The sequence below is a fragment of the Devosia sp. Soil_C_22 genome (assembly GCF_057657195.1).
The window spans coordinates 2,409,349-2,432,557 of sequence record NZ_JBDGIY010000001.1; the positions used below are offsets into that span (position 1 = coordinate 2,409,349).

The window sequence follows — 23,209 nt, forward strand, 5'->3', positions numbered from 1 at the left end:
TCGCCTGCCGGTCGTAGCTGTGGGAGGCCACTTCAAGTGAACGTCGCTTACGCGTATGCTCGCCCCATGAGCGATCCGTTCGATCTGGTCCTGAAGGGCGATCTCGACGGCCTGCGCGCCGCCCTCTCTTACGATCCCGGGCTGGTGGACACCCGCCATTCCTCGGGCGCCTCGCTCGTCGCCTGGGCTGCCTACATGGGCAATGTCGGCGCCATTTCCGCTATCCGCGCCCGCCTGCGCGACCTCGATCCGCATGAAGCGATCATCCTCCGCGACGGCGCCCGGCTGGAAGCCGCGCTCGCCTCGGGCTGGGATGCCAATGCCCGCTCGCCCGACGGCTTCACCCCGCTGGCGCTCGCTGCCTTCTTCGAGAATCCGGAGGCCTTCGACCTGCTGCTGCCGCTGACCCGCGACATCAACGCGCCGGCCGAAAATGCCCAGAAGGTTGCGGCCTTGCACGCCGCCGCCGCCAAGCGCTGCGCTCCCATGGTCGAGAAGCTGCTGCGCGCCGGCGCCGACCCCAACCAGGTCCAGGCGGACGGCTTCACGCCGCTGCACGCCGCCGCCCAGCATGGCGATGCGGCCATGGCCGGCCTGCTGCTGCTCTATGGCGCCGACGCCAGTCAACGCAACGCCAAAGGTGAGGATGCGGCGGCCATCGCCCGCGCCGCCGGCAACGACTGGCTGGCGGACCTGTTGCAGCGGCACTAGGGTCGGGACTCAATAGCGCAGCGCACATGTCGAGGCTGCCCGCCTCCTCGCCCCGTCGGGGAGAGGAAGTGAGGGGCTGAACCTCAGTGCCCGGCCGACAGGCCACGGCAACGTTACTGGGAATTAATGTGCTGCTCATGGCGCGGATGGTATCGTCCGCCCCGATTTGTGCCCCGCCTCGAGCGGGCTGAGACTCTTGGGATATTGGATTGATCCGGCAGGTATTGCTTTCGCTCGTCATCGTGGGCGCGGCTGCGGCGGCGTATGTTTTCTTCGTGCCCGGCGCCCCCGACATTCTTCGGCGCTTCGGCGTTGATCTACCCTTCCTGCAACAGGCGGAAGCTGCCACCGGTCCCGCCAGCCAGCGCGGCGGTGGCCCGGGCGGTGGTGGCCGCGGTGGCGCGCGCACCATGGTCGTGGTCACCGCTCCGGTGGTGCTGGCGACCATCAACGACAAGCTCTCCGCCATCGGCGAGGGCGCTGCGACCCAGTCGGTGACGGTGATGTCGCCGGCGACCGGCACGCTGCGCGAGCTGCGCGTCTCGCCCGGCCAGGAGGTCGCCGCCAACGACGTGATCGGCGTCCTCGATGCCGATGCCGAGGAGATCGCCGCCGAGCGTGCCCGCCTCGCCTTCACCGACGCCGAGACCGCCCTCACCCGCACCAACGAGCTCGCCCGCGCCAACAACGCCACCTCCGTTTCGGTGGCCGCGGCCCAGCTCGCCTACGACAACGCCCGGCTCGAGCTGCAGAATGCCGAGCTGGCGCTCACCCGCCGCACCATCACCACCCCCATCGCCGGTACCGTCGGCCTGTTCCAGGTCAGCGCCGGCAATGCCGTGACCGCGCAGAGCGTCGTCACCACCATCGAGGACATCTCGTCGATCAAGGTGAGCTTCTGGGTGCCCGAGCGCTATGCCCCCTCGATCGCCGTCGGCATGCCGCTGACGGCGAGCGCCGTGGCCCTGCCCGGCGTCGGCATCGACGGCACGGTCAGCGCCGTCGACAACCGCATCGACACGGCGAGCCGCACGCTCAAGGTCGAAGCCATGATCCCCAACGAGGACGGCCGACTCCGCCCCGGCATGAGCTTTTCGGTCAGCCTCGGCTTCCCCGGCGAGGCGTTCCCGGCCGTCGACCCGCTCGCCATCCAGTGGTCGAGCGAGGGCAGCTACCTGTGGAAATACGCCGACGGCAAGGTCGAGCGTACCCCGGTCGAAATCATCCAGCGCAACTCCGACGGCGTGCTGGTGAAAGCCGAGCTCGCTGGCGGCGACCAGGTTGTGACCCAGGGCGTACAGCAGCTGAGCCCGGGCGCCACCGTGCGCCTGCTTGATGATACGGGTACGGGTGCTGATGCGGGTGAAGGACAGCGCCAGGGCGGGGGGAACCCGTCATGAGCATCGAGTGCGTAGCCACCCCCCTCCCAACCTCCCCCACAAGGGGGGAGGTGCCTGCCGGTGCACGAGGCACGATCGAGCCACAAGCCCCGCTCTCCACCTCCCCCCTTGTGGGGGAGGCCGGGAGGGGGGTGGCCGCACACTCTGACACCGGAGCCGCCTCATGAGCATCCAGTCCCAGAACGAGCGCGGGGGCGCGATTGCCGGGCTGTTCGTGCGCCGGCCGGTGCTGGCCATCGTGGTCAGTGCGCTGATCATCGTTGCCGGCCTCGCCGCCTTCATCGGTGTCGAGGTACGCGAGCTGCCCAGCGTCGAGCGCCCGACCCTGTCGGTGTCGACCAGCTTCTCCGGTGCCTCGGCCGAGACGGTGGATCGCGAGATCACCGCCGAGATCGAGGGCGTCGTCGCCCGCGTGCAGGGCGTCGCCGAAATCTCGTCGGACTCGAACTACGGCCGCAGCCGTGTGTCGATCACCTTTGCCGACGGCACCAATCTCGACAACGCAACCTCCGACATCCGCGACGCGCTCGGCCGCATCAGCAACCGCCTGCCCGACGATGCCGACGATCCGGTGATCGTCAAGGCGGACTCCAACGCGCAGGCGATCATGCAGCTTGCCGTCACCTCCGACACGCTGAGCCGCGACGAGCTGAGCGAACTGGCCGAGACCACGATCTCGGAGCGCCTCGCCTCGATCCCGGGCGTCGCCGACGTGCAGATCAATGGCAGCCAGACGCGCGTGTTCGAGATCGACGTCGACCAGGTCAAGCTCGCGAGCCTGGGGCTGACCGTCGCCGACATCCGCTCGGCGCTCTCGACCATGGCCTTCGACAGCCCGGCCGGCTCGATCAACGGCACCAACCAGAACATCGCCGTGCGCGCCGTGGCCGAGGTGAACACGCCCGAGCAGTTCGAGAATATCGTCATCAAGGACGGCACCCGGCTGGGCGACGTGGCGAGCGTCGTGTTCTCGCCCGGCGCCTCCAACTCGGGCCTGCGCTCCGACGGCAAATCCGGCATCGGCGTCGGCGTCGTGCGCCAGGCGCAGTCCAACAGCGTGCAGATCTCGGACGGCGTGCAGAAGGCGGTCGAGGAGCTGAAGACCGCCCTGCCCCCGGGCGTCAACATCAAGATCTCGTCCGACGAGTCCGTGTTCATCCGCGGCGCCATCCACGAGGTCGAGCGTTCGCTGCTGATCGCCGTGGTCGGCGTCATCGCCATCATCTTCCTGTTCCTGCTCGATTGGCGCGCCACCTTCATTCCGGCGCTCACCATGCCGGTGGCGCTGATCGGCACGGTGGCCGGAATCTATGCATTCGGATTTTCCCTCAACATCCTGACATTGCTGGCGCTTGTGATCGCCACCGGGCTCGTTGTGGATGACGCGATCGTGGTGCTCGAGAACATCACCCGCCGCCGCGCCATGGGGTTGGGACCACGCGCCGCCGCCGTGCTCGGCACCCAGGAAGTGTTCTTCGCCGTCATCGCCACCTCGGTGACGCTCGCTGCGGTGTTCATCCCGATCTCGTTCCTGCCGGGGCAGACGGGTCTGCTCTTTCGCGAGTTCGGCTTCACCCTCGCCATCGCGGTGGGCCTCTCCGCCGTGGTGGCGCTGTCGCTCGCGCCCATGCTCGCCTCGCGCATGCTGAAGCCGCATGCCGAGCGGCCGCCCAACCTGGTCGAGCGCTTCGGCGGCGTGCTCGCCGGCATCTACCGCGTCACCTTGCGCTGGGCCCTGCGCAATCCACTGGTGGTGATCATCGCCGCCCTGGCCTTCGCCGGCGCCGCCTGGCTGGTGTTCGGCACGCTGCGGCAGGAACTGACGCCGCCCGAAGATCGCGGCTCGGTGTCGATCAGCGTCAACGCGCCCAATACGGTCAGCCTCGATTTCACCCGCACCCAGATGCAGAAGATCGAGGAGATCCTGCAGCCCTATGTGGCGAGCGGCGAGGCCACCAGCATTTTCTCGGTCTCGGGCTTCGGCTCCAACACCAGCAACGGCTTCATCGCCATGACGCTGGCCGACTGGGAGCATCGCGACCGCAGCCAGCAGCAGATCACCGCCGAGATCACCCAGCAGCTGGTCAACGTGCCGGGCGTGCGCGCCAATGCCCGCTCCGGCAACAGCCTGGGCGTGCGCGGCGGCGGCTCGGGCCTGCAATTCGCCCTGCTCGGCGACAATTACGAGACCCTGTCCACCGCCGCCAACGCGATCAAGACCGAGCTCGAAAAGGACGAGAAATGGGGCCGCGTCTCGGTGAACTACGAGACCACCCAGCCGCAGCTGACCCTCAGCATCGACCGCGAGAAGGCGGCGCAGCTCGGCATCGACATCAATGGCCTGTCGACGACGATGCAGGCCATGATCGACGGCTCCGACATCGGCACGGTGTTCATCAACGACCAGAGCTACGACGTGCGCATGCTGTCGACGGCGAACCCGGTGAACGATCCGGCCGACCTCGAGTCGATCTTCGTCCGGACCGCCGACGGCCGCTACGTGCCGATGTCGACCATTGCCAGCCTGCGCGAGGAGCCGATCGCCCCCTCGCTCGGCCGCGAGCAGCAGCGCCGCGCCGTGACCGTGACCGCGGCGCTGACCGACGGGTTCGCGCTCGGCGACGCCTACAACGAGGCGGTCGCCATTGCCCAGCCCATGCTGCCCGACGGCGCCGGCATCGTGCCGATGGCCGAGGCCAAGACCCTGGGCGAGAGCAATAACGGGCTGATCGTCACCTTCGGCTTCGCGCTGGTGGTGATCCTGCTCGTGCTCGCCGCGCAGTTCGAGAGCGTGTGGAGCGCCATCATCGTCATGGCGACGGTGCCGTTCGGGCTCGCCTGCGCCGTGTTCGCCATGCTGCTCACCGGCGTCACCATGAATGTCTACAGCCAGATCGGGCTGGTGCTCGTCGTGGGCATCATGGCCAAGAACGGCATCCTCATCGTCGAGTTCGCCAACCAGTTGCGCGACCGCGGCCAGACGGTGCCCGAGGCGATCGAGAACGCCGCCAATATCCGCCTGCGTCCGGTGGTGATGACGATGATCGCCACCGTGCTAGGCGGCGTGCCGCTGATCGTCGCCGGCGGGGCCGGCTCGGAGGCCCGCGCCGCGCTGGGCTGGATCATGGTCGGCGGCCTGAGCCTCGCGGCGGTGGCGACGCTCTACCTCACCCCGGTCGCCTACCTGCTGCTCGCCGGCTTCGCCAAGCCCAAGGCCGAGGAGGAGGCGCGCCTCGAGCGCGAGCTCGCCGACGCGGCGAGGGCCGAGGCCGGCGCCCCCCCTGCCCCGGCGGAGTAGCTTCACAAAGAGAAGGACGCAGGAGCGAGCCAGCTCCTGCGTCCCCTCGAATGTTCCGGCTGGGGGTGGGTGCCGGAACCTGGATGAGGGCGGGCGTCGCGGCCCGCCCACTGGGCGTCAGATCGTGTAGACCACCACCTGGCCGCCCTGGATCGTGGCCGAGACGACCGCGGAACGCGGGCCGCTGCCGTTGAACGCGTTGTTCGCATTCAGCACCGTCTGCACCGCACGCACCTTGCCGCTCTTGGCGAGGATGGCGAGCACCCGGTTGCGCAGCTCGGCGCACAGGTGGATCGGCACGACACGCACGGTCGGCGCGACGCGGTAGGCAACGAGCAGGCGCCGATCGATCCGGGCCTGGCCGGCCAGCGCGATCACCTTCTTGGCCTCGGCGACGTCGCAGTTGGCATTGGCCATGTTCCGCATGACGCTGGCGCTGCCGCCACCACCGCCGTTACCGCCGGGGCCACCGGGACCTCCCGGACCGCCAGGACCGCCGGGGCCTCCCGGACCGCCGGGACCACCAGGGCCACCAGGACCGTTGTCGCCGCCACCCAGGTCGATATCGATGCCGCCGAGGTCGATACCACCCAGATTCAGCAGGTTGCTGAGGTCGAGGTCGCCCAGATCGAGCAGGCCGACATCGCCGAGGTCGAGCGTATCGTCGAGGTTCAGGCCATTGCCGAGGTCGAGCACCCGGCTGACATTGAGCCCGTTGAGCAGGCCCTCATCGCCGGTGAGAATGCCGAGGTCGTTCAGCACGCCCTCGTCGCCAGTGATAAGGTCGAGATTGCTGAGCAGGCCCTCGTCGCCGCTCAACAGGTCCAGCCCGACATTGTTCAGCAGGCCTTCATCGCCGGTCAGCAGATCGAGCCCGGCATTGCTGAGCACGCCTTCGTCGCCCGTCAGCAGATCCAGCCCGACGTTGCCGAGCAACCCGTCTTCACCGTTGAGGATGCCGCCATTCAGCACGCCCTCGTCGCCGGTGAGAAGGTCGAGTCCGACATTGCCCAGCAGGCCGTCCTCGCTGTTGAGGATACCGCCGACCCCGTCGCCAAGCAGGTTGTCGAGGTCGATGTCGCCGACCAGCCCGTCACCGCCGAGGATGTCGCCGACGCCGACATTGCCGAGCAGGCCTTCGTCGCCGAGCACACCGCCACCCAGGATGTCGCCACCCAGGAGGCCATCGCCACCGAGCAGGTTGTCGAGATCGACATCGCCCAGCAGACCTTCTCCGAGTACGTCCCCACCGAGGATGTCTCCACCCAGCAGGCCATCGCCGCCAAGCAGGTTGTCGAGATCGACATCCCCGAGCAGGCCGTCGCTGAGCACGTCTCCACCGAGCAGCCCGTCGCCGCCGAGCAGATTGTCGAGATCGACATCACCCAGCAGGCCATCGTCACCGAGGAGCCCGTCATCGCCGAGCAGGCCGTCGTCACCGAGCAGGTTGCCGAGCAGGTCCTCGTCGCCGTCGCCCAGCCCCAGATCGTCGAGCAGGTTGTCGTTGCCGGTCAGGCCGAGATCGATGTCGCCGAGATCACCAAGACCTCCGTCGCCACCCAGCAGGCCATCGAGCAGGCCATCGTCGCCGTCACCGCCGCCGAGCACGCCGCCCAGCAGGCCATCACCGTCACCACCGCCGAGGACACCACCGAGCAAGCCGTCGTCATCCCCGCCACCGCCGAGGAGGTTGCCGAGCAGGCCATCGTCGTCATCGTCGTCGTCGCTGCCGCCGAGAATGCCGCCAAGCAGGCCGCCATTGTCGTTATCGGAACCAAGGTCGACGCCAATGTCGTTGTCGTCGCCATTCCCCAGGTTCACACCCAGGTCGGTACCGCCGTCACCATCGTCATCGTCGCCGAGATCGAGGTCGACATCGTTGTCGTCATCGCCGCCGCTGCCCAGGTTGATACCGATGGAACTGTCGTCATCGCCGCCCAGGCCGATATTGATGGCGGAGTCGTTACCCGCGTTACCGCTGTCCACGCTGATAATTCCGCCAAGGTCAAGCGCGCTCGCCGATGTGACTAACGCGCTAGTAGTAAGTAGAAATGCAGCCAGTATGGCGCAGCTACTCCGTCGCATGACCTATCTCCTTTTGCCACAACGTAGCATCGAGCCTAGGAGCGCCAACCTGACAGGAACCTATCAGTTACAGTAAACCTTCATGCGTGCGGATACGTACTTCGGATCACGTGTTTATACTTGTTACGAACGAATTTGGATTTCGCGTTAATCAAAAAGAAAGGGCGCGGAAACCGCGCCCTCAGGGAACTGACCGTTCGGGAGGAGGAGGGTCAGTAAACGTAGACCACGAGCTGTCGGCCGCGCCGCTGCACGGCCGCCACATCGCGGGCGTCGTAACTGGTGCGGTTCAGCGAGGCCATGATCAGGTCGTCGGTGGTCACCGCACGCTGCAGCAGCAGGATCTTCTTGCTGCGCGCGAACAGCTTGGCGATCTGCGACTTGGCCTGCGGGCACAGCTTGACCGGGATGATCTGTACGTTCGCGGCCCGTCGCCAGGCCTTGATCTCGGAGGCAGTGAGCTTGCCGTTGACCGCCACCTGCAGCAGCGTCTTGGTGTTGTTCACGGCACAGGTCACCGTGAAGGTGGAGCCGCCGCCCAGGCTGCCGACCAGCACCGGGTTATTCGGATTGTTCGGGTTCTGCGGCCCGTTCGGATTGCTGGGATCGGAAATGCCGATCTCGAGGTCGACGTCTAGGCCGAGCGCATCGACGTCCAGCGACACCAGGTTCCGCTCGTTGAGCAGGCCGACGCCCGCACGCACCAGCGGCTTGCCATCCGGTCCCACCGTGGCGGTTACCAGGTTCTCGCCCTTGGTCGTGAGGTTGACGAGCCCCTCGGGGGTGTCGTCGTTGATGGTCACCACCTTGTCGACGGTATCGCCCAGCTTGGTGCCGGCCGCGTTGTCGACGGTACCGGTGACCTTATCGACGGTCTTGTCGACCGTATCGACCACCTTGTCGACCGTCTTCTCCACAGTCTTGCCAAGATTGCCGAGCAGCCCGGCGCTCGCCGGTGCGGTAGCCAAACCCACCGCGAACATCGCCGCTGTTGCAAGAACCAAAATATTCCGCGTCATCCCACTCACTCCGTTACGTCGGCAAGCCTTCTGCCAGCCATGAAATCTAGTTGGCCACCAACAGTTGCAATACGATAGCTGATGTTTCCGGCAATGGTTGCATCGCGGCAGCTTAGTTTGAATCAATTGCACTAATTACGCAAATGCGCCTAGCACGGTTATTTGACGATCCTTATACGCGATAACGCGTACAATTGACGCCACTACCAATAGCTTGCGCCTAATGACAACGACGACCTCATAGGGATTGCGGCGAGAAAATGCCAGGCAACAGCGGGGATTCACACAGAATCCCGCAATTGGACAAAGAGACGGGCGCACGGCCGTTGCTTGACGTTATTTCTGAGGGCAAGTGATTGAAATATGCGTGATCGGGTCGCTCCGCCGCATGCCGCCATCGCCAACGAACGCTTACCTTGCCGTTACGGGTCGCCACATTCCGGCTAAGCGTCGCCACTTATGTGGCGAAAAAAAGAAGGCGCGAAGCCGAAGCTCCGCGCCCCACCGGCGTCGATCGAAAAGGGAGCGTCAGCCCTTCCCGCCTCGGCCGATAGTCCGTCGCCGATCTGTGTGTCGGCGTATCGAGCGAGTAACGAGACACCGTGCAGGTTGGTTGCAGGTCACGCGGACCCGATTCACTGCTCCAGCGGCTGCAGCGCGTGCGTGGCCTTGATCGCGGCGGAGGCGCGGTTCTCGACCCCGAGCTTGGTGTAGACCTGCTCGAGGTGCTTGTTCACCGTACGCGGGCTGAGCCCCAGGATATCGCCGATATCGCGGTTGGACTTGCCGCGCGCGATCCACAGCAGCACTTCGCTCTCGCGCTGCGTCAGCCCGAACAGCTGGCGCAACAGGTTGTCCTGGTTCTCCCCGGACGAGGCGATGAGCCGGAACAGATGCTCGTCGCTGCCGACGGCGCCGAGATAGAGCAGTTGCAGCCCGCGCGCCGCGGTCGGCTCGAGCGCAAAGCTTTCGCCTACGCGCCCCTCGGGCGCCGTAGTCTCGCCGATCCAGTTGCCGGCGCGCTGCGCCACGAGGCGACTGCCGGCCCCGCCCGGCCCGAGCGCATCGAGCAGGCGGCTCGCCTGCGGCGTCGTCCACAGCATCTCGCCATTGGCGGCGACCGCCATCAGGTGCCGCCCCGCCGCGTCGAGCGCAATGCGCGCACTTTGGGCCGAGCGCGCATTGGCGAGATGCACCCGGATGCGGGCGCGCAGCTCGTCGATGTTGATCGGCTTGGTCAGGTAGTCGACCCCGCCCGACTCGAGGGCATGCACGACATGCTCGGTCTCGGTGAGCCCGGTCATGAAAATGATCGGCACATGCGCCACTTCCGGCAGCTTCTTCATGCGCCGGCAGGTCTCGAAGCCGTCGAGCCCCGGCATCACGGCGTCCATCAGGATGATGTCGGGCACCACCTGTCGCGCAATGTTGAGCCCGGTCTCGCCGCTGCGCGCCACCAGCACCGTAACGCCCGCCGCCTCCATGGCCTCGGTGAGAAAGCCGAGCGCCTCGGGCGAGTCGTCGACGACCAGCACGATCTCGCGGCTGCGCTCCTTATCGATCATCACCGCCCACGCTCTCCAGCACCTCCCGATAGCCATCGAGGTCGAACACCTCGATGCGCGCCCGCAGCAGCTCGACCAGTGGGCCGTTCTCCGGCGCTGCCGCCAGCGCCTTCAGCTTCACGTCGATGCCCCGCACATGCCCGATTTGCCCCAGGTCGAGCAACTCGCGCAGATGCTCCGGCCCCGGCGACACCAGCTTGGCCTCGCGCTTGCGCGGGGCCGGCTTCCTGCGGCCCTGCGGCTCGTCGAACACCCAGTCGAGCTGCAGGTGCGTCGCGACCTTGTCGAGCAGCTGGTTGAGGCTGAAGGGCTTGGCGATCGCGTCGTTGTGTCCGGCATCGGAATTGGTCTTGGCCGCGCCGTCGCCGATATTGGCCGAGAGCATCAGGATGGGGGCAGCCTGCCCGCCATCGCGCAGTCTTTCGACCAGCTCCCAGCCGTTCATTCCCGGCATCAGGATGTCGACGAAGAACAGGTCGGGCCGGATATCCTGCACCAGCGTCAGGCAGTCCGGCCCATCGACGGCGGTGAGCACGGTGAAATCGAGCGGCGACAGCATCTCGCGCATCAGCTCGCGATGCTCGGCATTGTCGTCGACGACGACCACGGTCCGGCGCAGCCCGGCATAGCCGACGATCCGGCGATCCGCGGCGGCGGCTGCGACGGCGCGCTCCACCTTGGCCAGCATCAGCCGCACCTGGAAGGTGGAGCCCTGCCCCGGCGTGCTCGTCACCGTGATCTCGCCGCCCAGCGTCTCGGTCAGCAGCTTGGTGATGGTCAGCCCCAGGCCCAGCCCCGGCGACAGCTTGTTGCGCTCGGCACTGCCGCGCTCGAACGGCTCGAAGATGCGGCCCAGATCGTCGGCGAGGATGCCGTGGCCGCTATCGGTGACGCGGAAGGTCGCGACCTGCATGCGATACTCGACGGCGAAATCGACAAAGCCCGCATCGGTGAACTTGATGGCGTTGGAGAGCAGGTTGACGAGGATCTGGCGCAGCCGCTTCTCGTCGGTGCGCACGAATTGCGGCAAGGCGGGCGCGCGCGAATGCCGGAACTCCAGGCCGCGCGCCTCGGCCTGCAGCCGGAACATGTCGACGATCTGGTCGAGGAAATCGTGGATGTTGATCTCGTTGGAATAGACCTGCAGCCGCCCCGCCTCGATCTTGGAGATATCGAGCAGCCCGTCGATCAGCCCCGATAGATGCTCGGCCGAGCGCCGGATCACCTGGATCGAGCCCTTGCGATGCTTGGGCACCGCCTCGTCGCGCTCGAGGATCTGCGCATAGCCGAGCACGGCATTGAGCGGGGTACGCAGCTCGTGGCTCAACCCCACCACATAGCGCGACTTGGCGAGATTGGCGGCCTCGGCCTTCTCCTTGGCCTGCTGCAGGGCGGCGTCGGTGCGGCTATGCGCGGCGATTTCCTTGAGCAGCAGCGTGTTCTGACGCGAGCTCTCCTCCTCGGCCACCACCCGGCTGTCCTGCGCGAGGACGAAGAACCAGGTGACGATGCCGGCGACCACCGCGAAGACGAAGAAAACGACCGCGATGGTGCCGCCCACCACCTCGGCCGTCTCCGGCGCGGCGCGCGAGGCGAAATAGTAGATCAGCCCCAGCAGCGCCCCGATCGCTAGCGTGGAGACCCCGGCAAGCACGCCGTAGCGCCCGACGCGGGTCTGGAGCTTCTGCACCGCCCATTCCGGCAGGATCGTCGCCGCCACCGCGTGCGCCTGCGCGCGCAAATGCGCGTTGGGTTTGCACAGGTCGTGGCAGCGCGCATCGAGCGAGCAGCAGAGCGAGCAGATCGGCGCCGCATAGGCCGGGCACCACGCCATGTCCTCGGGCTCGAACGGATGCTGGCAGATCGAGCAGGTGATCGACTTCTCGTTCGCCCACGCCTGCCGCGGTTTTCGCGCCAGGTAGTACTTGCCCTTGGTGGCCCAGGCGATGGTGGGCGAGGCGATGAAGGCGACGACCAGCGCGATATAGGGTGCGAGCGACGAGGCCAGCGGCCCGAAGGCGCCGAAATGCGCCACCAGCGCCACGGTGGCGGAGATCGTCATCGACCCCAGCCCGACCGGGTTGATGTCGTACAGATGGGCGCGCTTGAACTCGATGCCGGGCGGCGCGAGCCCCAGCGGCTTGTTGACGAACAGGTCGGCGGAGATCGAGCACAGCCACGCCATGGCGACGATCGAAAAGATCGTCAGCGTCGCCTCGAGCAGCTTGTAAATGCCCAGTTCCATCAGCAGCAGGGCGATGGCCACGTTGAACAGCAGCCAGACGACACGCCCCGGATGGCTGTGCGTCAGCCGCGAGAAGAAATTCGACCATGCCAGCGAGCCGGCATAGGCGTTCATCACGTTGATCTTGAGCTGGCTGACCACGACGAACACCGCCATCAGGATCAGCGCCAGCGTCTCGTTGGGAATGATGTAGCCGAAGGCGATGGCGTACATCTGCCCCGGCTCGGAGGCATGCTCGGGCGCCACCCCATGGGTCAGCGCCAGCACGGCGAGGAACGAGCCGGCCAGCAGCTTCGGTGCTCCCACCACCACCCAGCCGGCGCCGGCGAGGAACACCGCCAGCGTGTGGCGCTTCTTGTTCGCCTTCCAGTCGGCCGGGAGAAAGCGCAGGAAGTCGACCTGCTCGCCGATCTGCGTCATCAGCGCCAGGATCACTGCCGAGGCCGCGCCGAATTTTGCGACTTCGAACGGCGCAAAGGTCCCCGGCTCGGCGGCTGCCTGGTGCAGCCCGGCAAACGCCACCCAGATGTCGATCTTCTGCCAGTCGACCAGCGCGATGGCGATGAAGGGCAGGATGTTGAGGATAATCCACACCGGCTGGGTGATCAGCTGGAAGCGGCTGATCAGCTTCACCCCATGCGTCACCAGCGGGATCACCACCACGGCGCTGATGATGTAGCCGAGCCAGAGCGGGATGCCGAATGCCAGTTCCAGCGCGCTCGACATGATCGAGGCCTCGATGGCGAACAGGATGAAGGTGAAGCTCGCATAGATCAGCGAGGTGATGGTCGAGCCGATATAGCCAAAGCTCGCCCCGCGCGTGAGCAGGTCGACATCGACGCCGTGCCTGGTCGCATAGTTCGCGATCGGCAGCCCGACGGCGAGGATCGCGATCGAGGCGATGACGATCGCCACCATCGCATTGGTCGTGCCGTAGCTGAGCGTGATCGCCCCGCCGATCGCTTCGAGCGCAAGAAACGAGATGGCGCCGATGGCCGTGTGCGAGATGCGCGTAGTCGAAAACTGCCGCGCCGATTTAGCGGTGAAGCGAAGCGCGTAATCCTCGAGGGTCTGGTTGGCGACCCACCGGTTATAGTCGCGACGAATGTGAATAATCCGCTGTCGGGCCATGGGCAGTGTCTACAATCTCACCATTCTGGACTACTGCTCAAAAAAGCGCCGCTGCCCTGTTTAGCACGGACGGAGCGGCAGTCACGCGGAATCCATGGACTCACCGATGTCCGCGATGATCGCCTCCCTCCCCCTTGAGGGGAGGGATCGAGGGTGGGGGTGGTTCTGTGATCACCGATGGACCCCCACCCCCAACCCCTCCCCTCAAGGGGGAGGGGAGCGCGGCATCGCGGGTCTACTACGCCGACCTACGTCAATCGACGTATAGGGCCCCTCCCGGTTTCGTCCCACGCTGCCCTCCTGTGACCTGCGCCAAATATCGGGGGCCGTGGGCATTGGGTACCTGTGAGGGATCAAACAGATGACAATGAAATTCGCACGCGGCGTGATGCTCGCCGCTGCGTTGGCCGGGTCGATGGCCGCGTCCATCGTGCCGGCCTTCGCGCAGGACGACACCATCAAGGTCGGCATCCTGCACTCGCTGTCGGGCACGATGGCGATCTCGGAGACGACGCTGAAGGACACGATGCTGTTCCTCATCGACGAGCAGAACAAGAAGGGCGGTCTGCTTGGCAAGAAGCTGGAAGCCGTGGTCGTCGACCCCGCTTCGGACTGGCCGCTGTTCGCCGAAAAGGCCCGCGAGCTGATCGAAGTGAACAAGGTCGCCGCCGTGTTCGGCTGCTGGACCTCGGTGTCGCGCAAGTCCGTGCTCCCGGTGTTCAAGGAGCTGAACTCGATCCTGTTCTACCCCGTGCAGTACGAGGGTGAAGAGTCCGAGCGCAACGTGTTCTACACCGGCGCCGCGCCGAACCAGCAGGCCATCCCGGCCGTCGACTACCTGATGAACGAAGAAGGCGTCGAGCGCTGGGTGCTCGCCGGCACCGACTACGTCTATCCGCAGACCACCAACAAGATCCTCGAGCAGTATCTCAAGGACAAGGGTGTCGCTGCCGAAGACATCATGATCAACTACACCCCGTTCGGTCACTCGGACTGGCAGACCATCGTCTCCGACATCAAGGCTTTCGGCTCGGCCGGCAAGAAGACCGCCGTGGTCTCGACCATCAACGGCGACGCCAACGTGCCGTTCTACAAGGAACTCGCCAACCAGGGCATTTCGGCCGAGGACATCCCGGTCGTCGCCTTCTCGGTGGGTGAAGAAGAACTCGCCGGCTTCGATACCGCTCCGCTCGTCGGCCACCTCGCCGCCTGGAACTACTTCCAGTCGGTCGATACACCGGCCAATGCCGAGTTCATCGAGAAGTGGCGCGCCTTCATCGGCAATCCCGAGCGCGTGACCAACGACCCGATGGAAGCCCACGTGATCGGCTTCAACCTCTGGGTCCAGGCCGTCGAGAAGGCCGGCACCACCGACACCGACGCCGTGCTCGACGCCATTATCGGCCTCGAGACGCCGAACCTGACCGGTGGCGTCGCCAAGATGCTTGCCAACCATCACATCACCAAGCCCGTCCTCATCGGCGAAATCCAGGCCGACGGCCAGTTCGACGTGGTGTGGGAGACCGACGGTGAAGTCCCCGGCGACGCCTGGACCGACTTCCTGCCCGAATCCAAGGTGCTGGAAGCCGACTGGGTCGACCTCAAGTGCGGCAACTACAACACCGAGACCAAGACCTGCGGCGCGATGTAATCGCCCGGCGGTTCCCGGCGAGGGCGCCAGCGCCCTCGCCTCTTTTCCATTTTTCGGGGCATTGCGGTGAACTACGGTCAGATCGGGCTTGTGGCCTCCCCCCTCCCAACCTCCCCCACAAGGGGGGAGGTGCCGAACTGTGTGAATGGCGCGATCGCGCCAAACGCACCGGCTCACACCTCCCCCCTTGTGGGGGAGGTTGGGAGGGGGGTGGCGACACGCTGGATACTCGCGGTCCTCACGCTCCTCGCCCTGCTCTTCCCGCTCACCCCCGCCCTCGCCCAGGTCGACGACGCCACCTTCGCCCCGCTCGTCGACGCCCTCGCGCCCGGCAATTTCCGTGATCGCGAAGCGGCCGCCTCGGCGCTGGCCGCCACCGGCGATCCGCGCGCCGTGCCGGTGCTGCAGACCCTGCTCGACGGCGAGCTGTATGTGATCGAAGCCACCAGCAAGGTCCTGCTCGGCGAAGGCGCCGATGCCATCGACCCGGTCACCGGCGCGGCCTTTGCCGGCGCCGCCGAAGCCGACATGGAGAAGGTGCGCGTCAACAATGGCCTGCGCCGTGGGCTGCGGACCATCATCGGCCAGATGACGCTGATGAGCGACGACCGCGCCACCCGCCTCAGTGCCGCGCAGTCGGTGTTGCGCGACGCCAACCCGGACAATCTCGAACTCCTGACCACCGCCATCGCCGCCGAGGCCGATCCGCAGGTCAAGGCCGTGATGGAGAGCGCCCGCGCCGCCATCATTCTCAAGACCGACGCCTCGCTCGAGGAAAAGACTGCCGCCGTCGAGGCGGTGAAGGCTCGGGGTGGCCGCGACTCCATCACCCTGCTGTCGGGCATCCTCGCCACCTCGCCGCCGGAACTGCAGCCCACCATCCAGGCGGCGATCGACTCGCTGAACCAGACCCAGCAGGCCTGGGGCATCGCCCAGAACGTCTGGTACGGCATCTCATTGGGCTCGGTGCTGCTGCTCGCCGCCATCGGCCTCGCCATCACCTTCGGCGTGATGGGCGTCATCAACATGGCGCATGGCGAGATGGTGATGCTGGGCGCCTACACCACCTTCACCGTGCAGGAGATCATCCGGCGCAGTTTCCCCGGCATGCTCGACTATTCGCTCGCCATCGCGCTGCCGCTCGCCTTCCTCGTCACCGCGCTGGTCGGCATCGCCATCGAGCGCGGTATCATCCGCTGGCTCTATGGCCGCGCGCTCGAAACCCTGCTCGCCACCTGGGGCCTCAGCCTCATCATCCAGCAGGCCATCCGCACCATCTACGGACCGACCAACAAGGAAGTCGCGAACCCCAGCTGGATGTCCGGCAGCTTCGACCTCGGCGGCCTGTCGATCACCTGGAATCGCTTCTGGATCGTGATCTTCGCCATCGCGGTGTTCCTGGCGCTGCTCGCCGTGCTCAACCGCACCCCGCTCGGCCTCCAGATGCGGGCTGTGACCTCCAACCGCCGCATGGCCAGCGCCATGGGCATCCGCACCCCCTTCGTCGACGCCATGACCTTCGGCCTCGGCTCGGGCATTGCCGGTCTCGCCGGTGTGGCGCTGAGCCAGATCGACAATGTCTCGCCGAACCTGGGCCAAAACTACATCATCGACAGTTTCATGGTCGTGGTGTTCGGCGGCGTCGGCAACCTCTGGGGCACGCTGGTGGGGGCCCTCTCCATCGGCGTCGCCAACAAGTTCCTCGAGCCTTATGCGGGGGCGGTGGTGGCCAAGATCATCATCCTGATCCTCATCATCCTGTTCATCCAGCGGCGGCCGAGAGGGCTGTTCGCGCTGAAGGGTCGGGCGGTGGAGCAGTGATGATGGCATTCGCAAATAGGGCCGTCGTCGCCTCCCTCCCCCTTGCGGGGAGGGAACGAGGGTGGGGGTCCATCGGCGATCCCCGGACTACCCCCACCCCCAGCCCCTCCCCGCAAGGGGGAGGGGAGCGCCAGCCCGGAGCGTCCCATCAATGATCACCCAGCTCCTCTTCCGCGCGCTCGACCGCAAGGCCATCTGGCTCGTCGCCATCCTCGTCGCCATCGCCATTGCCGTGCCGGCGCTGAACCTGCTGGTGCCGCCCGGTCAGTTCGGACACGTCCCCGGCTACGCCGTGACCCTGTTCGGCAAGTATCTCTGCTACGCCATGCTGGCGCTCGCGCTCGACCTCGTCTGGGGCTATGTCGGCATCCTGTCGCTCGGCCATGGCGCCTTCTTCGCGCTCGGCGGCTACGCCATGGGCATGTACCTGATGCGCCAGATCGGCAGCCGTGGCGTCTATGCCAACCCGATCCTGCCCGATTTCATGGTGTTCCTGAACTGGAAGGAACTACCCTGGTACTGGTTCGGCTTCGACATGTTCTGGTTCGCCATGCTGATGGTGATCGTCGTACCGGGGCTGCTCGCCTTCGTCTTCGGCTACCTCGCGTTCCGCAGCCGCGTAACCGGCGTTTATCTCTCGATCATCACCCAGGCGATGACCTTCGCCCTGCTGCTCGCCTTCTTCCGCAACGATTTCGGCTTCGGCGGCAATAACGGGCTGACCGACTTCAAGGACATCCTCGGCTTCAACATCCAGGCGCCGGCGACCCGCGCCACCCTGTTCGCGTTGTCGGCGCTATTCCTCGCGCTCTCGGTGTTCGTCTGCTCAATGATCGTGAACAGCAAGCTCGGCAAGGTGATGGTCGCCGTGCGCGACGCCGAGAGCCGCACCCGCTTCCTCGGCTGGCGGCCGGAGAACGTGAAGCTGTTCGCCTTCACCGTTTCGGCCGTGATGGCCGGCATTGCCGGCGCGCTCTACGTGCCGCAGGTCGGCATCATCAACCCGGGCGAGTTCGCGCCCGAGAACTCGATCGAGGCGGTGATCTGGGTCGCGGTTGGCGGGCGCGGCACCATTGTCGGGCCGATCATCGGCGCGGTGCTGGTCAACCTGGGCAAGTCCTACTTCACCGGCGCCCTGCCCGAATACTGGCTGTTCGCGCTCGGTGGCCTGTTCGTCGTGGTCACCCTGTTCCTGCCCAAGGGCATTGTCGGGCTGTTCGCCAAGCTGCGCACCCGCAAGGGCAAGGAAGCCTCGTCCGCCGCCGAGGCCGATGAAGACCCCGCCACCCTGCCCCAGGCCAAGACCCATCCGGAGCCGGCCGAATGACCGACAAAGCCGACACCATGCTCTATCTCAACGGCGTCTCCGTCAGCTTCGACGGCTTTCGCGCCCTGAACGCCCTGTCGATCATCGTCCATCCCAACGAGATGCTGGCGATCATCGGCCCCAACGGCGCCGGCAAGACCACGATGATGGACATCATCACCGGCAAGACCCGCCCCGATGACGGCGAGGTCTATTTCGACGGCCGCACCGACCTGACCAAGCTCGACGAGGCGCAGATCGCCAATCTCGGCATCGGCCGTAAATTCCAGAAGCCGACGGTGTTCGAGAGCCACACAGTGTGGGACAATCTCGTCCTCTCGCTGAAAAAGCCGCGCGGCGTCTTCGCTGCCCTCACCTACAGCCAGAGCGCCGAGGACCACGCCCGCATCACCGAAATCCTCGAGACGGTCCGCCTGATCGGTCGCAAGGACGAGCTCGCGGCTGACCTCAGCCACGGCCAGAAGCAGTGGCTCGAGATCGGCATGCTGCTGGCGCAGGATCCGAAGCTGCTGCTGGTCGACGAACCGGTCGCCGGCATGACCGACGCCGAGACGGTCGAGACGGCGAAGCTGCTCAAGCAGATCGCCCAGAAGCACTCGGTGGTGGTGGTCGAGCACGACATGAGCTTCGTGCGCGAACTGGGCACCCGCGTCACCTGCCTCGCGGAGGGCTCCGTGCTGGCCGAAGGCACGCTCGACCAGGTGAGCGCCAATCCGGTGGTGATCGAAAGGTATCTGGGACGATGAGGGCAGAACACCGCACTCTCGGTGATCCTCCCCCGTGTACACGGGGGAGGGGGACCAGCGAAGCTGGTAGAGGGGGCGACCACAAGTACCGGCGCTTCCCGTCGCCCCCTCCACCGCCTTCGGCGGTCCCCCTCCCCCGCTACGCAGGGGAGGATCACAAACCGAGAGACCAGCGCCCATGAGCACCCCCCTCGCCATCCGTTCCATCGACCTCCATTACGGCGCGGCGCAGGCGCTGCGCGGCATCACCATCGAGTGCAAGCCGAGCCGCATCACCGCCGTGCTCGGCCGCAACGGGGTCGGCAAGAGCTCGACCCTGCGCGCCATCACCGGCATCAACAATGTGTCGGCCGGCGAGATCACCTTCGGCGACGAAGTGCTGAAAAAAGCCCCGCCCTACAAGCGCGCCCGCATGGGGTTGGGCTACGTGCCGCAGGGCCGCGAAATCTTCCCGCTGCTGACGGTGAAGGAAAATCTCGAGACCGGTTATGCCGGCCTGAAGCCCGCCGACCGGAACGTTCCGACCTATATTTTCGCGCTGTTCCCGATCCTCAAGTCGATGCTCGGGCGACGCGGCGGCGACCTGTCCGGCGGCCAGCAGCAGCAGCTCGCCATCGGCCGCGCGCTGGTGACGCGCCCGAAAGTGCTGGTGCTGGACGAGCCGACCGAGGGCATCCAGCCCTCGATCATCAAGGACATTGGCCGCGCCCTGCAGTTCCTGCGCGACGAAAAGCAGATGACCATTCTGCTCGTCGAACAGTATCTGGACTTCTGCCGCGAGATCGCCGACGACATCTACATCATGGATCGCGGTGAAATCATGCATTCCGGCCCTGCGGCCGATCTCGACTTGCCGGAAGTGCGCCGGCATTTGATGGTGTGACGGTGGCGCCTCTGGATAGTCCGGTGCGGGAAACATACCCCCACCCCTGTCCCCTCCCCGCAAGGGGGAGGGAGACGCTCACATCCACATTGGTGCGATACGAAAACTTGCGAGCGCAGGTCACCTCCCCCCTTGCGGGGGAGGGACAGGGTGGGGGGTGTTCTTCCCGCTCGGTGTCGGCCGCATGACCGCCCTCCCCCTCCCCAATCACCAGCGCGCGCGCGGCACCGGCCGCATCGCCACGCAGGTGCTCGACGGCCGGACCCGGCTCACCACCCTCTACCAGGAGGGCTGCGCCAAGATTCGCCTGCCGCACACGCATGACCCGAGCCTGCAGGCTGTGCTGATCAACACCGCCGGCGGCCTCACCGGCGGCGACGACGTTTCGTGGCAGGTCAACGCCGCGCCCGGCGCGCGCATGGTGCTGACCACGCAGGCTTGCGAACGCGTCTACCGCTCGCTCGGCGACGACGCGACGGTACGCACCCGCATCGAGGTCGGCGCCGGGGCCCATCTCGACTGGCTGCCGCAGGAAACCATCCTGTTCGAGGGCGCCCGCCTCAACCGCAGCCTCGAGATCGACCTGGCGCCGGACGCGAGCCTTTTCGCCATCGAAGCGATCCTCCTCGGCCGCGAAGCCATGGGCGAAGCCGCCCGCAGCGCGCGGCTCACCGACAACTGGCGCATCCGCCGCAATGGCCGCCTCATGCATGCCGAAGCCACCCGCCTCACCGGCACGGATGCCGAGCGCGAAAACCTCGCTTTGCTCGCCGGCGCCAACGCCTTCGCGACGCTCCTCTATGTCGGCGCCGATGCCGAACTGAAGCTCGACCGCGTCCGCGAAAAGCTCGGGGGCGAGGCCGGCGCCTCCGTCATCGGCGAGCGTCTCGTCATCCGAGCCATGGCGCCATCCGGGCTTGCGCTGCGCCGGATCATCACGCCAATAATTGCCGATCTCTCCGGCGCGGGCGCCCTGCCCCGCCTCTGGCATTTGTAATGATGGGACCAATGGCCTCCTTCTCCACCGACGTCATCCCGGCGCAGGCCGGGATCCATCTCTCGGCCCGCGCGGGCGGCGAGATGGATTCCCGCTTTCGCGGGAATGACACCGTGGAGGTGGCACCTGTCATCGCCCCATCCATTGCCGTCATCCCCCCGCAGGCGGGGATCCAGTGCCCCACGAACGACACTCCCGCAGGAACGCCCGCATGAACCTGACGCCTCGCGAAAAAGACAAGCTGCTGATCTCCATGGCCGCGATCGTCGCCAGAAAACGCCTCGAGCGCGGCGTGAAGCTGAATCATCCCGAGGCCATCGCGCTGATCACCGACTATGTCGTCGAAGGCGCCCGCGACGGCCGCTCCGTCGCCGACCTGATGGAAGCCGGCGCCCATGTGGTGACCCGCGCGCAGGTCATGGACGGCATCGCCGAGATGATCCACGACGTGCAGGTCGAAGCCACTTTTCCCGACGGGACCAAACTCGTCACCGTCCACGAACCGATCAGGTGATCCCATGGCCTTCATTCCCGGCGAAATCATCACCGTCCCCGGCGAAATCGAGCTCAATGCCGGCGCGCCACAGATCACCATCGAGGTGTCTAATACCGGCGACAGGCCCATCCAGGTCGGCTCGCACTACCATTTCTACGAGACCAATGCTGGCCTGAGCTTCGACCGCGAAGCCGCGCGCGGCCTCCGCCTCGACATCGCCGCCGGCACCGCTGTCCGCTTCGAACCCGGCCAGACCCGCGAGGTGAAGCTCGTGCCGCTCTCGGGCAAGCGCGAGGTCTATGGCTTCCAGGGCAAGGTGATGGGCAAGCTCTAGCTGCCGGTGTCACCCGCACGCCACCGCGCGGTGGAATGCGCCTGCGAGGCTTTGGCAAGGCCGATGCTTTGGGCTAGAGAGGGCCGTTCACGAACGGAATGGCCATGCCGACCAAGGAAGACGATTTCAAGCAGCGCTTCGGCGCCATGATGCAGGATTTGCGCAATGGCCACAAAGCCGATCCGGAGGCGATGTTCCGGCTCGGCAGCCTCGCCGCCCGCCTGATCGACAAGGCCGGCGCCAAGGACTGGCGCAGCTACAAGGCCGCCCTGCAGCCCGCCCACACCCAGATCCTGCTCGCCGACTTCCAGAAGAGCGGCAATGCGCTCTACGCCGAGGGCAAGCAGAAGCAGGCCTATGCCATCCAGGTGCTGGCCATGTCCGTGGTCGGCGCGCGCTACAAGGATCCGATGCTGCAAAAGGGCGTGCGCGTACTCGACCGGCTGATCGGCTTTTACACCACCGCCTATCGCAAGGCCGCGGCGATGAGCCGGGCCGCCGGCTGACGGCGGCTCCGGCATCACCTCATTTCGCCGGCAGCGAGCGCAGGTAGACGATCACCGCCTGCACGTCATCCGGCTTCATCTTCGCATAATGACCGATCGACATCGGCGGCATCAGCGTCGTCCCATCCGGCCGCGTACCCGTGGTGATGATCGCCGCCAGCTGCTCGTCGGTGTATTTCGATAGCCCGGTCGGGGTGATGTTGGCGGCGACCGAGGTGCCCCACGGCCCGTGGAATTCCTGCCCGCCCGCGCCCAGCGCCGTATCCAGCATCGGCCCCTGCGGCCCGAAGGTCGAATGGCAGACCACGCAGTGGCCGACCGGCCCGGCGAGGTATTCGCCATATTCCACCGTCACGCCTTCCGGCACGTCGGCGACATGCTCGACCGGCGGTCCCCAGGCCGGTGGCAGCGGAATGTTGTAGACCGAGGTGCCCGGGTCGTTCTCCACCGCCGGCACGGTGCGCAGGTACATCACGATCGAGGCAAGATCGGTGTCCGACAGGCCCTTGTAGACCTCGAACGGCATCGGCATGCCGATCACCGAGCCATCGGGACGGATGCCCTCGCGGATCGCCTTGGCGAGCTCCGCGTCGCTCCAGTCCTTCACCCGCCCGGCCGGCGTGATGTTGGGAGCGATCGCCGTAAAGGCCGGTGTCTCCTCGACGACGCGCCCGCCCAGTTCCTGCTCGGCGATGAAGCCCTGCGGACCCATCGGCGTATGGCAGCTGCCGCAGGCGGCGATGGAATTCACAAGGTAGTCGCCCCGTTCCACCGAAGGCGCCGCGTAAGCGCTACCCGCGACGAGACCACCTGCCGCGAGCGCGGCAATCATCAGCAACCGATTCATGAAAATCCCTCAATGCGCCCAACCGCATGCCGGAGACATAGCTCGACGCGAGCCAGCCAGAAATTTGTTTCTACTACTCAAGTTTGAGATGCCGATTTTCTCGGCAACCCGCTGGACAGCCTCAATCTTAGGCGATTGAAATGGGAG

At 66.2% G+C, this 23,209-nt stretch carries 17 protein-coding genes; 12 read left to right on the plus strand and 5 right to left on the minus strand.

The window, feature by feature from the left end; translation table 11 throughout:
* Window positions 1–66: 66 nt before the first annotated feature.
* The 3 genes from AC3A6I_RS11695 (at window position 67) to AC3A6I_RS11705 (ending at window position 5,409) form a co-directional block, all read left to right on the plus strand.
* Window positions 67–711, plus strand: coding sequence for an ankyrin repeat domain-containing protein (locus AC3A6I_RS11695; protein WP_487543877.1), 645 nt, complete (start codon window positions 67–69; stop codon window positions 709–711).
* A 209-nt stretch (window positions 712–920) separates the two neighbouring features.
* A complete protein-coding gene (locus AC3A6I_RS11700) occupies window positions 921–2,111 on the plus strand; it encodes an efflux RND transporter periplasmic adaptor subunit (protein ID WP_487543878.1) in 1,191 nt (396 codons plus the stop codon).
* A 163-nt stretch (window positions 2,112–2,274) separates the two neighbouring features.
* The gene (locus AC3A6I_RS11705) at window positions 2,275–5,409 is read left to right on the plus strand and encodes an efflux RND transporter permease subunit (RefSeq protein WP_487543879.1); all 3,135 of its coding nucleotides are present in this window, start codon (window positions 2,275–2,277) and stop codon (window positions 5,407–5,409) included.
* A 117-nt stretch (window positions 5,410–5,526) separates the two neighbouring features.
* Here AC3A6I_RS11705 and AC3A6I_RS11710 read toward each other — a convergent pair whose 3' ends face one another.
* The 4 genes from AC3A6I_RS11710 to AC3A6I_RS11725 all read right to left on the minus strand — a co-directional run bounded on the left by AC3A6I_RS11710 (window position 5,527) and on the right by AC3A6I_RS11725 (window position 13,454).
* Entirely contained in the window at window positions 5,527–7,395 is a 1,869-nt protein-coding gene (locus AC3A6I_RS11710; RefSeq protein ID WP_487543880.1) for a hypothetical protein, read from the minus strand.
* A gap of 311 nt (window positions 7,396–7,706) precedes the next feature.
* Window positions 7,707–8,513, minus strand: coding sequence for a hypothetical protein (locus tag AC3A6I_RS11715; protein ID WP_487543881.1), 807 nt, complete (start codon window positions 8,511–8,513; stop codon window positions 7,707–7,709).
* 635 nt (window positions 8,514–9,148) lie between these two features.
* On the minus strand, window positions 9,149–10,078 hold the full coding sequence (locus AC3A6I_RS11720) for a response regulator (protein WP_487545017.1): 930 nt from the start codon (window positions 10,076–10,078) through the stop codon (window positions 9,149–9,151).
* Window positions 10,068–13,454 (minus strand): hybrid sensor histidine kinase/response regulator, encoded by a 3,387-nt coding sequence (locus AC3A6I_RS11725; protein ID WP_487543882.1) that lies wholly within the window; start codon window positions 13,452–13,454, stop codon window positions 10,068–10,070. The genes AC3A6I_RS11720 and AC3A6I_RS11725 overlap by 11 nt, the downstream gene beginning before the upstream one ends.
* Window positions 13,455–13,815: 361 nt before the next feature.
* Between AC3A6I_RS11725 and urtA the strand changes: the two genes are divergently transcribed.
* The 9 genes from urtA (at window position 13,816) to AC3A6I_RS11770 (ending at window position 22,215) form a co-directional block, all read left to right on the plus strand.
* Window positions 13,816–15,105, plus strand: coding sequence for an urea ABC transporter substrate-binding protein (urtA, locus tag AC3A6I_RS11730; RefSeq protein ID WP_487543883.1), 1,290 nt, complete (start codon window positions 13,816–13,818; stop codon window positions 15,103–15,105).
* A 252-nt stretch (window positions 15,106–15,357) separates the two neighbouring features.
* The gene (gene urtB, locus AC3A6I_RS11735) at window positions 15,358–16,926 is read left to right on the plus strand and encodes an urea ABC transporter permease subunit UrtB (protein ID WP_487545018.1); all 1,569 of its coding nucleotides are present in this window, start codon (window positions 15,358–15,360) and stop codon (window positions 16,924–16,926) included.
* Between the two features lie 151 nt (window positions 16,927–17,077).
* Window positions 17,078–18,253, plus strand: a complete 1,176-nt coding sequence (gene urtC, locus AC3A6I_RS11740) for an urea ABC transporter permease subunit UrtC (protein ID WP_487543884.1) — start codon at window positions 17,078–17,080, stop codon at window positions 18,251–18,253.
* Window positions 18,250–18,999: an urea ABC transporter ATP-binding protein UrtD gene (gene urtD, locus AC3A6I_RS11745; RefSeq protein ID WP_487543885.1), complete on the plus strand. Its 750-nt coding sequence runs from the start codon at window positions 18,250–18,252 to the stop codon at window positions 18,997–18,999. Before urtC ends, urtD begins: the two co-directional genes overlap by 4 nt.
* 178 nt (window positions 19,000–19,177) lie before the next feature.
* Window positions 19,178–19,882, plus strand: a complete 705-nt coding sequence (urtE, locus tag AC3A6I_RS11750) for an urea ABC transporter ATP-binding subunit UrtE (RefSeq protein WP_487543886.1) — start codon at window positions 19,178–19,180, stop codon at window positions 19,880–19,882.
* Between the two features lie 184 nt (window positions 19,883–20,066).
* Window positions 20,067–20,879 (plus strand): urease accessory protein UreD, encoded by an 813-nt coding sequence (locus AC3A6I_RS11755; RefSeq protein ID WP_487543887.1) that lies wholly within the window; start codon window positions 20,067–20,069, stop codon window positions 20,877–20,879.
* A 211-nt stretch (window positions 20,880–21,090) separates the two neighbouring features.
* Window positions 21,091–21,393 (plus strand): urease subunit gamma, encoded by a 303-nt coding sequence (locus AC3A6I_RS11760; protein WP_291390636.1) that lies wholly within the window; start codon window positions 21,091–21,093, stop codon window positions 21,391–21,393.
* A gap of 4 nt (window positions 21,394–21,397) precedes the next feature.
* On the plus strand, window positions 21,398–21,709 hold the full coding sequence (locus tag AC3A6I_RS11765; RefSeq protein WP_487543888.1) for an urease subunit beta: 312 nt from the start codon (window positions 21,398–21,400) through the stop codon (window positions 21,707–21,709).
* Between the two features lie 104 nt (window positions 21,710–21,813).
* Window positions 21,814–22,215 (plus strand): hypothetical protein, encoded by a 402-nt coding sequence (locus AC3A6I_RS11770; protein WP_487543889.1) that lies wholly within the window; start codon window positions 21,814–21,816, stop codon window positions 22,213–22,215.
* A 19-nt stretch (window positions 22,216–22,234) separates the two neighbouring features.
* Here AC3A6I_RS11770 and AC3A6I_RS11775 read toward each other — a convergent pair whose 3' ends face one another.
* Complete coding sequence (locus AC3A6I_RS11775; protein WP_487543890.1) at window positions 22,235–23,062, minus strand: c-type cytochrome; 828 nt, start codon at window positions 23,060–23,062, stop codon at window positions 22,235–22,237.
* Window positions 23,063–23,209 lie beyond the last annotated feature (147 nt).

Bases quoted from the DNA above. Each gene is read 5' to 3' on its own strand.
- AC3A6I_RS11720 (WP_487545017.1), bottom strand. From the start codon at position 10,078: ATGATCGATAAGGAGCGCAGCCGCGAGATCGTGCTGGTCGTCGACGAC.
- urtD (WP_487543885.1), top strand. From the start codon at position 18,250: ATGACCGACAAAGCCGACACCATGCTCTATCTCAACGGCGTCTCCGTC.
- AC3A6I_RS11760 (WP_291390636.1), top strand. From the start codon at position 21,091: ATGAACCTGACGCCTCGCGAAAAAGACAAGCTGCTGATCTCCATGGCC.
- AC3A6I_RS11695 (WP_487543877.1), top strand. From the start codon at position 67: ATGAGCGATCCGTTCGATCTGGTCCTGAAGGGCGATCTCGACGGCCTG.
- AC3A6I_RS11755 (WP_487543887.1), top strand. From the start codon at position 20,067: ATGACCGCCCTCCCCCTCCCCAATCACCAGCGCGCGCGCGGCACCGGC.
- urtC (WP_487543884.1), top strand. From the start codon at position 17,078: ATGATCACCCAGCTCCTCTTCCGCGCGCTCGACCGCAAGGCCATCTGG.
- urtE (WP_487543886.1), top strand. From the start codon at position 19,178: ATGAGCACCCCCCTCGCCATCCGTTCCATCGACCTCCATTACGGCGCG.
- AC3A6I_RS11775 (WP_487543890.1), bottom strand. From the start codon at position 23,062: ATGAATCGGTTGCTGATGATTGCCGCGCTCGCGGCAGGTGGTCTCGTC.
- urtA (WP_487543883.1), top strand. From the start codon at position 13,816: ATGACAATGAAATTCGCACGCGGCGTGATGCTCGCCGCTGCGTTGGCC.
- AC3A6I_RS11705 (WP_487543879.1), top strand. From the start codon at position 2,275: ATGAGCATCCAGTCCCAGAACGAGCGCGGGGGCGCGATTGCCGGGCTG.
- AC3A6I_RS11765 (WP_487543888.1), top strand. From the start codon at position 21,398: ATGGCCTTCATTCCCGGCGAAATCATCACCGTCCCCGGCGAAATCGAG.
- AC3A6I_RS11725 (WP_487543882.1), bottom strand. From the start codon at position 13,454: ATGGCCCGACAGCGGATTATTCACATTCGTCGCGACTATAACCGGTGG.
- AC3A6I_RS11770 (WP_487543889.1), top strand. From the start codon at position 21,814: ATGCCGACCAAGGAAGACGATTTCAAGCAGCGCTTCGGCGCCATGATG.
- AC3A6I_RS11715 (WP_487543881.1), bottom strand. From the start codon at position 8,513: ATGACGCGGAATATTTTGGTTCTTGCAACAGCGGCGATGTTCGCGGTG.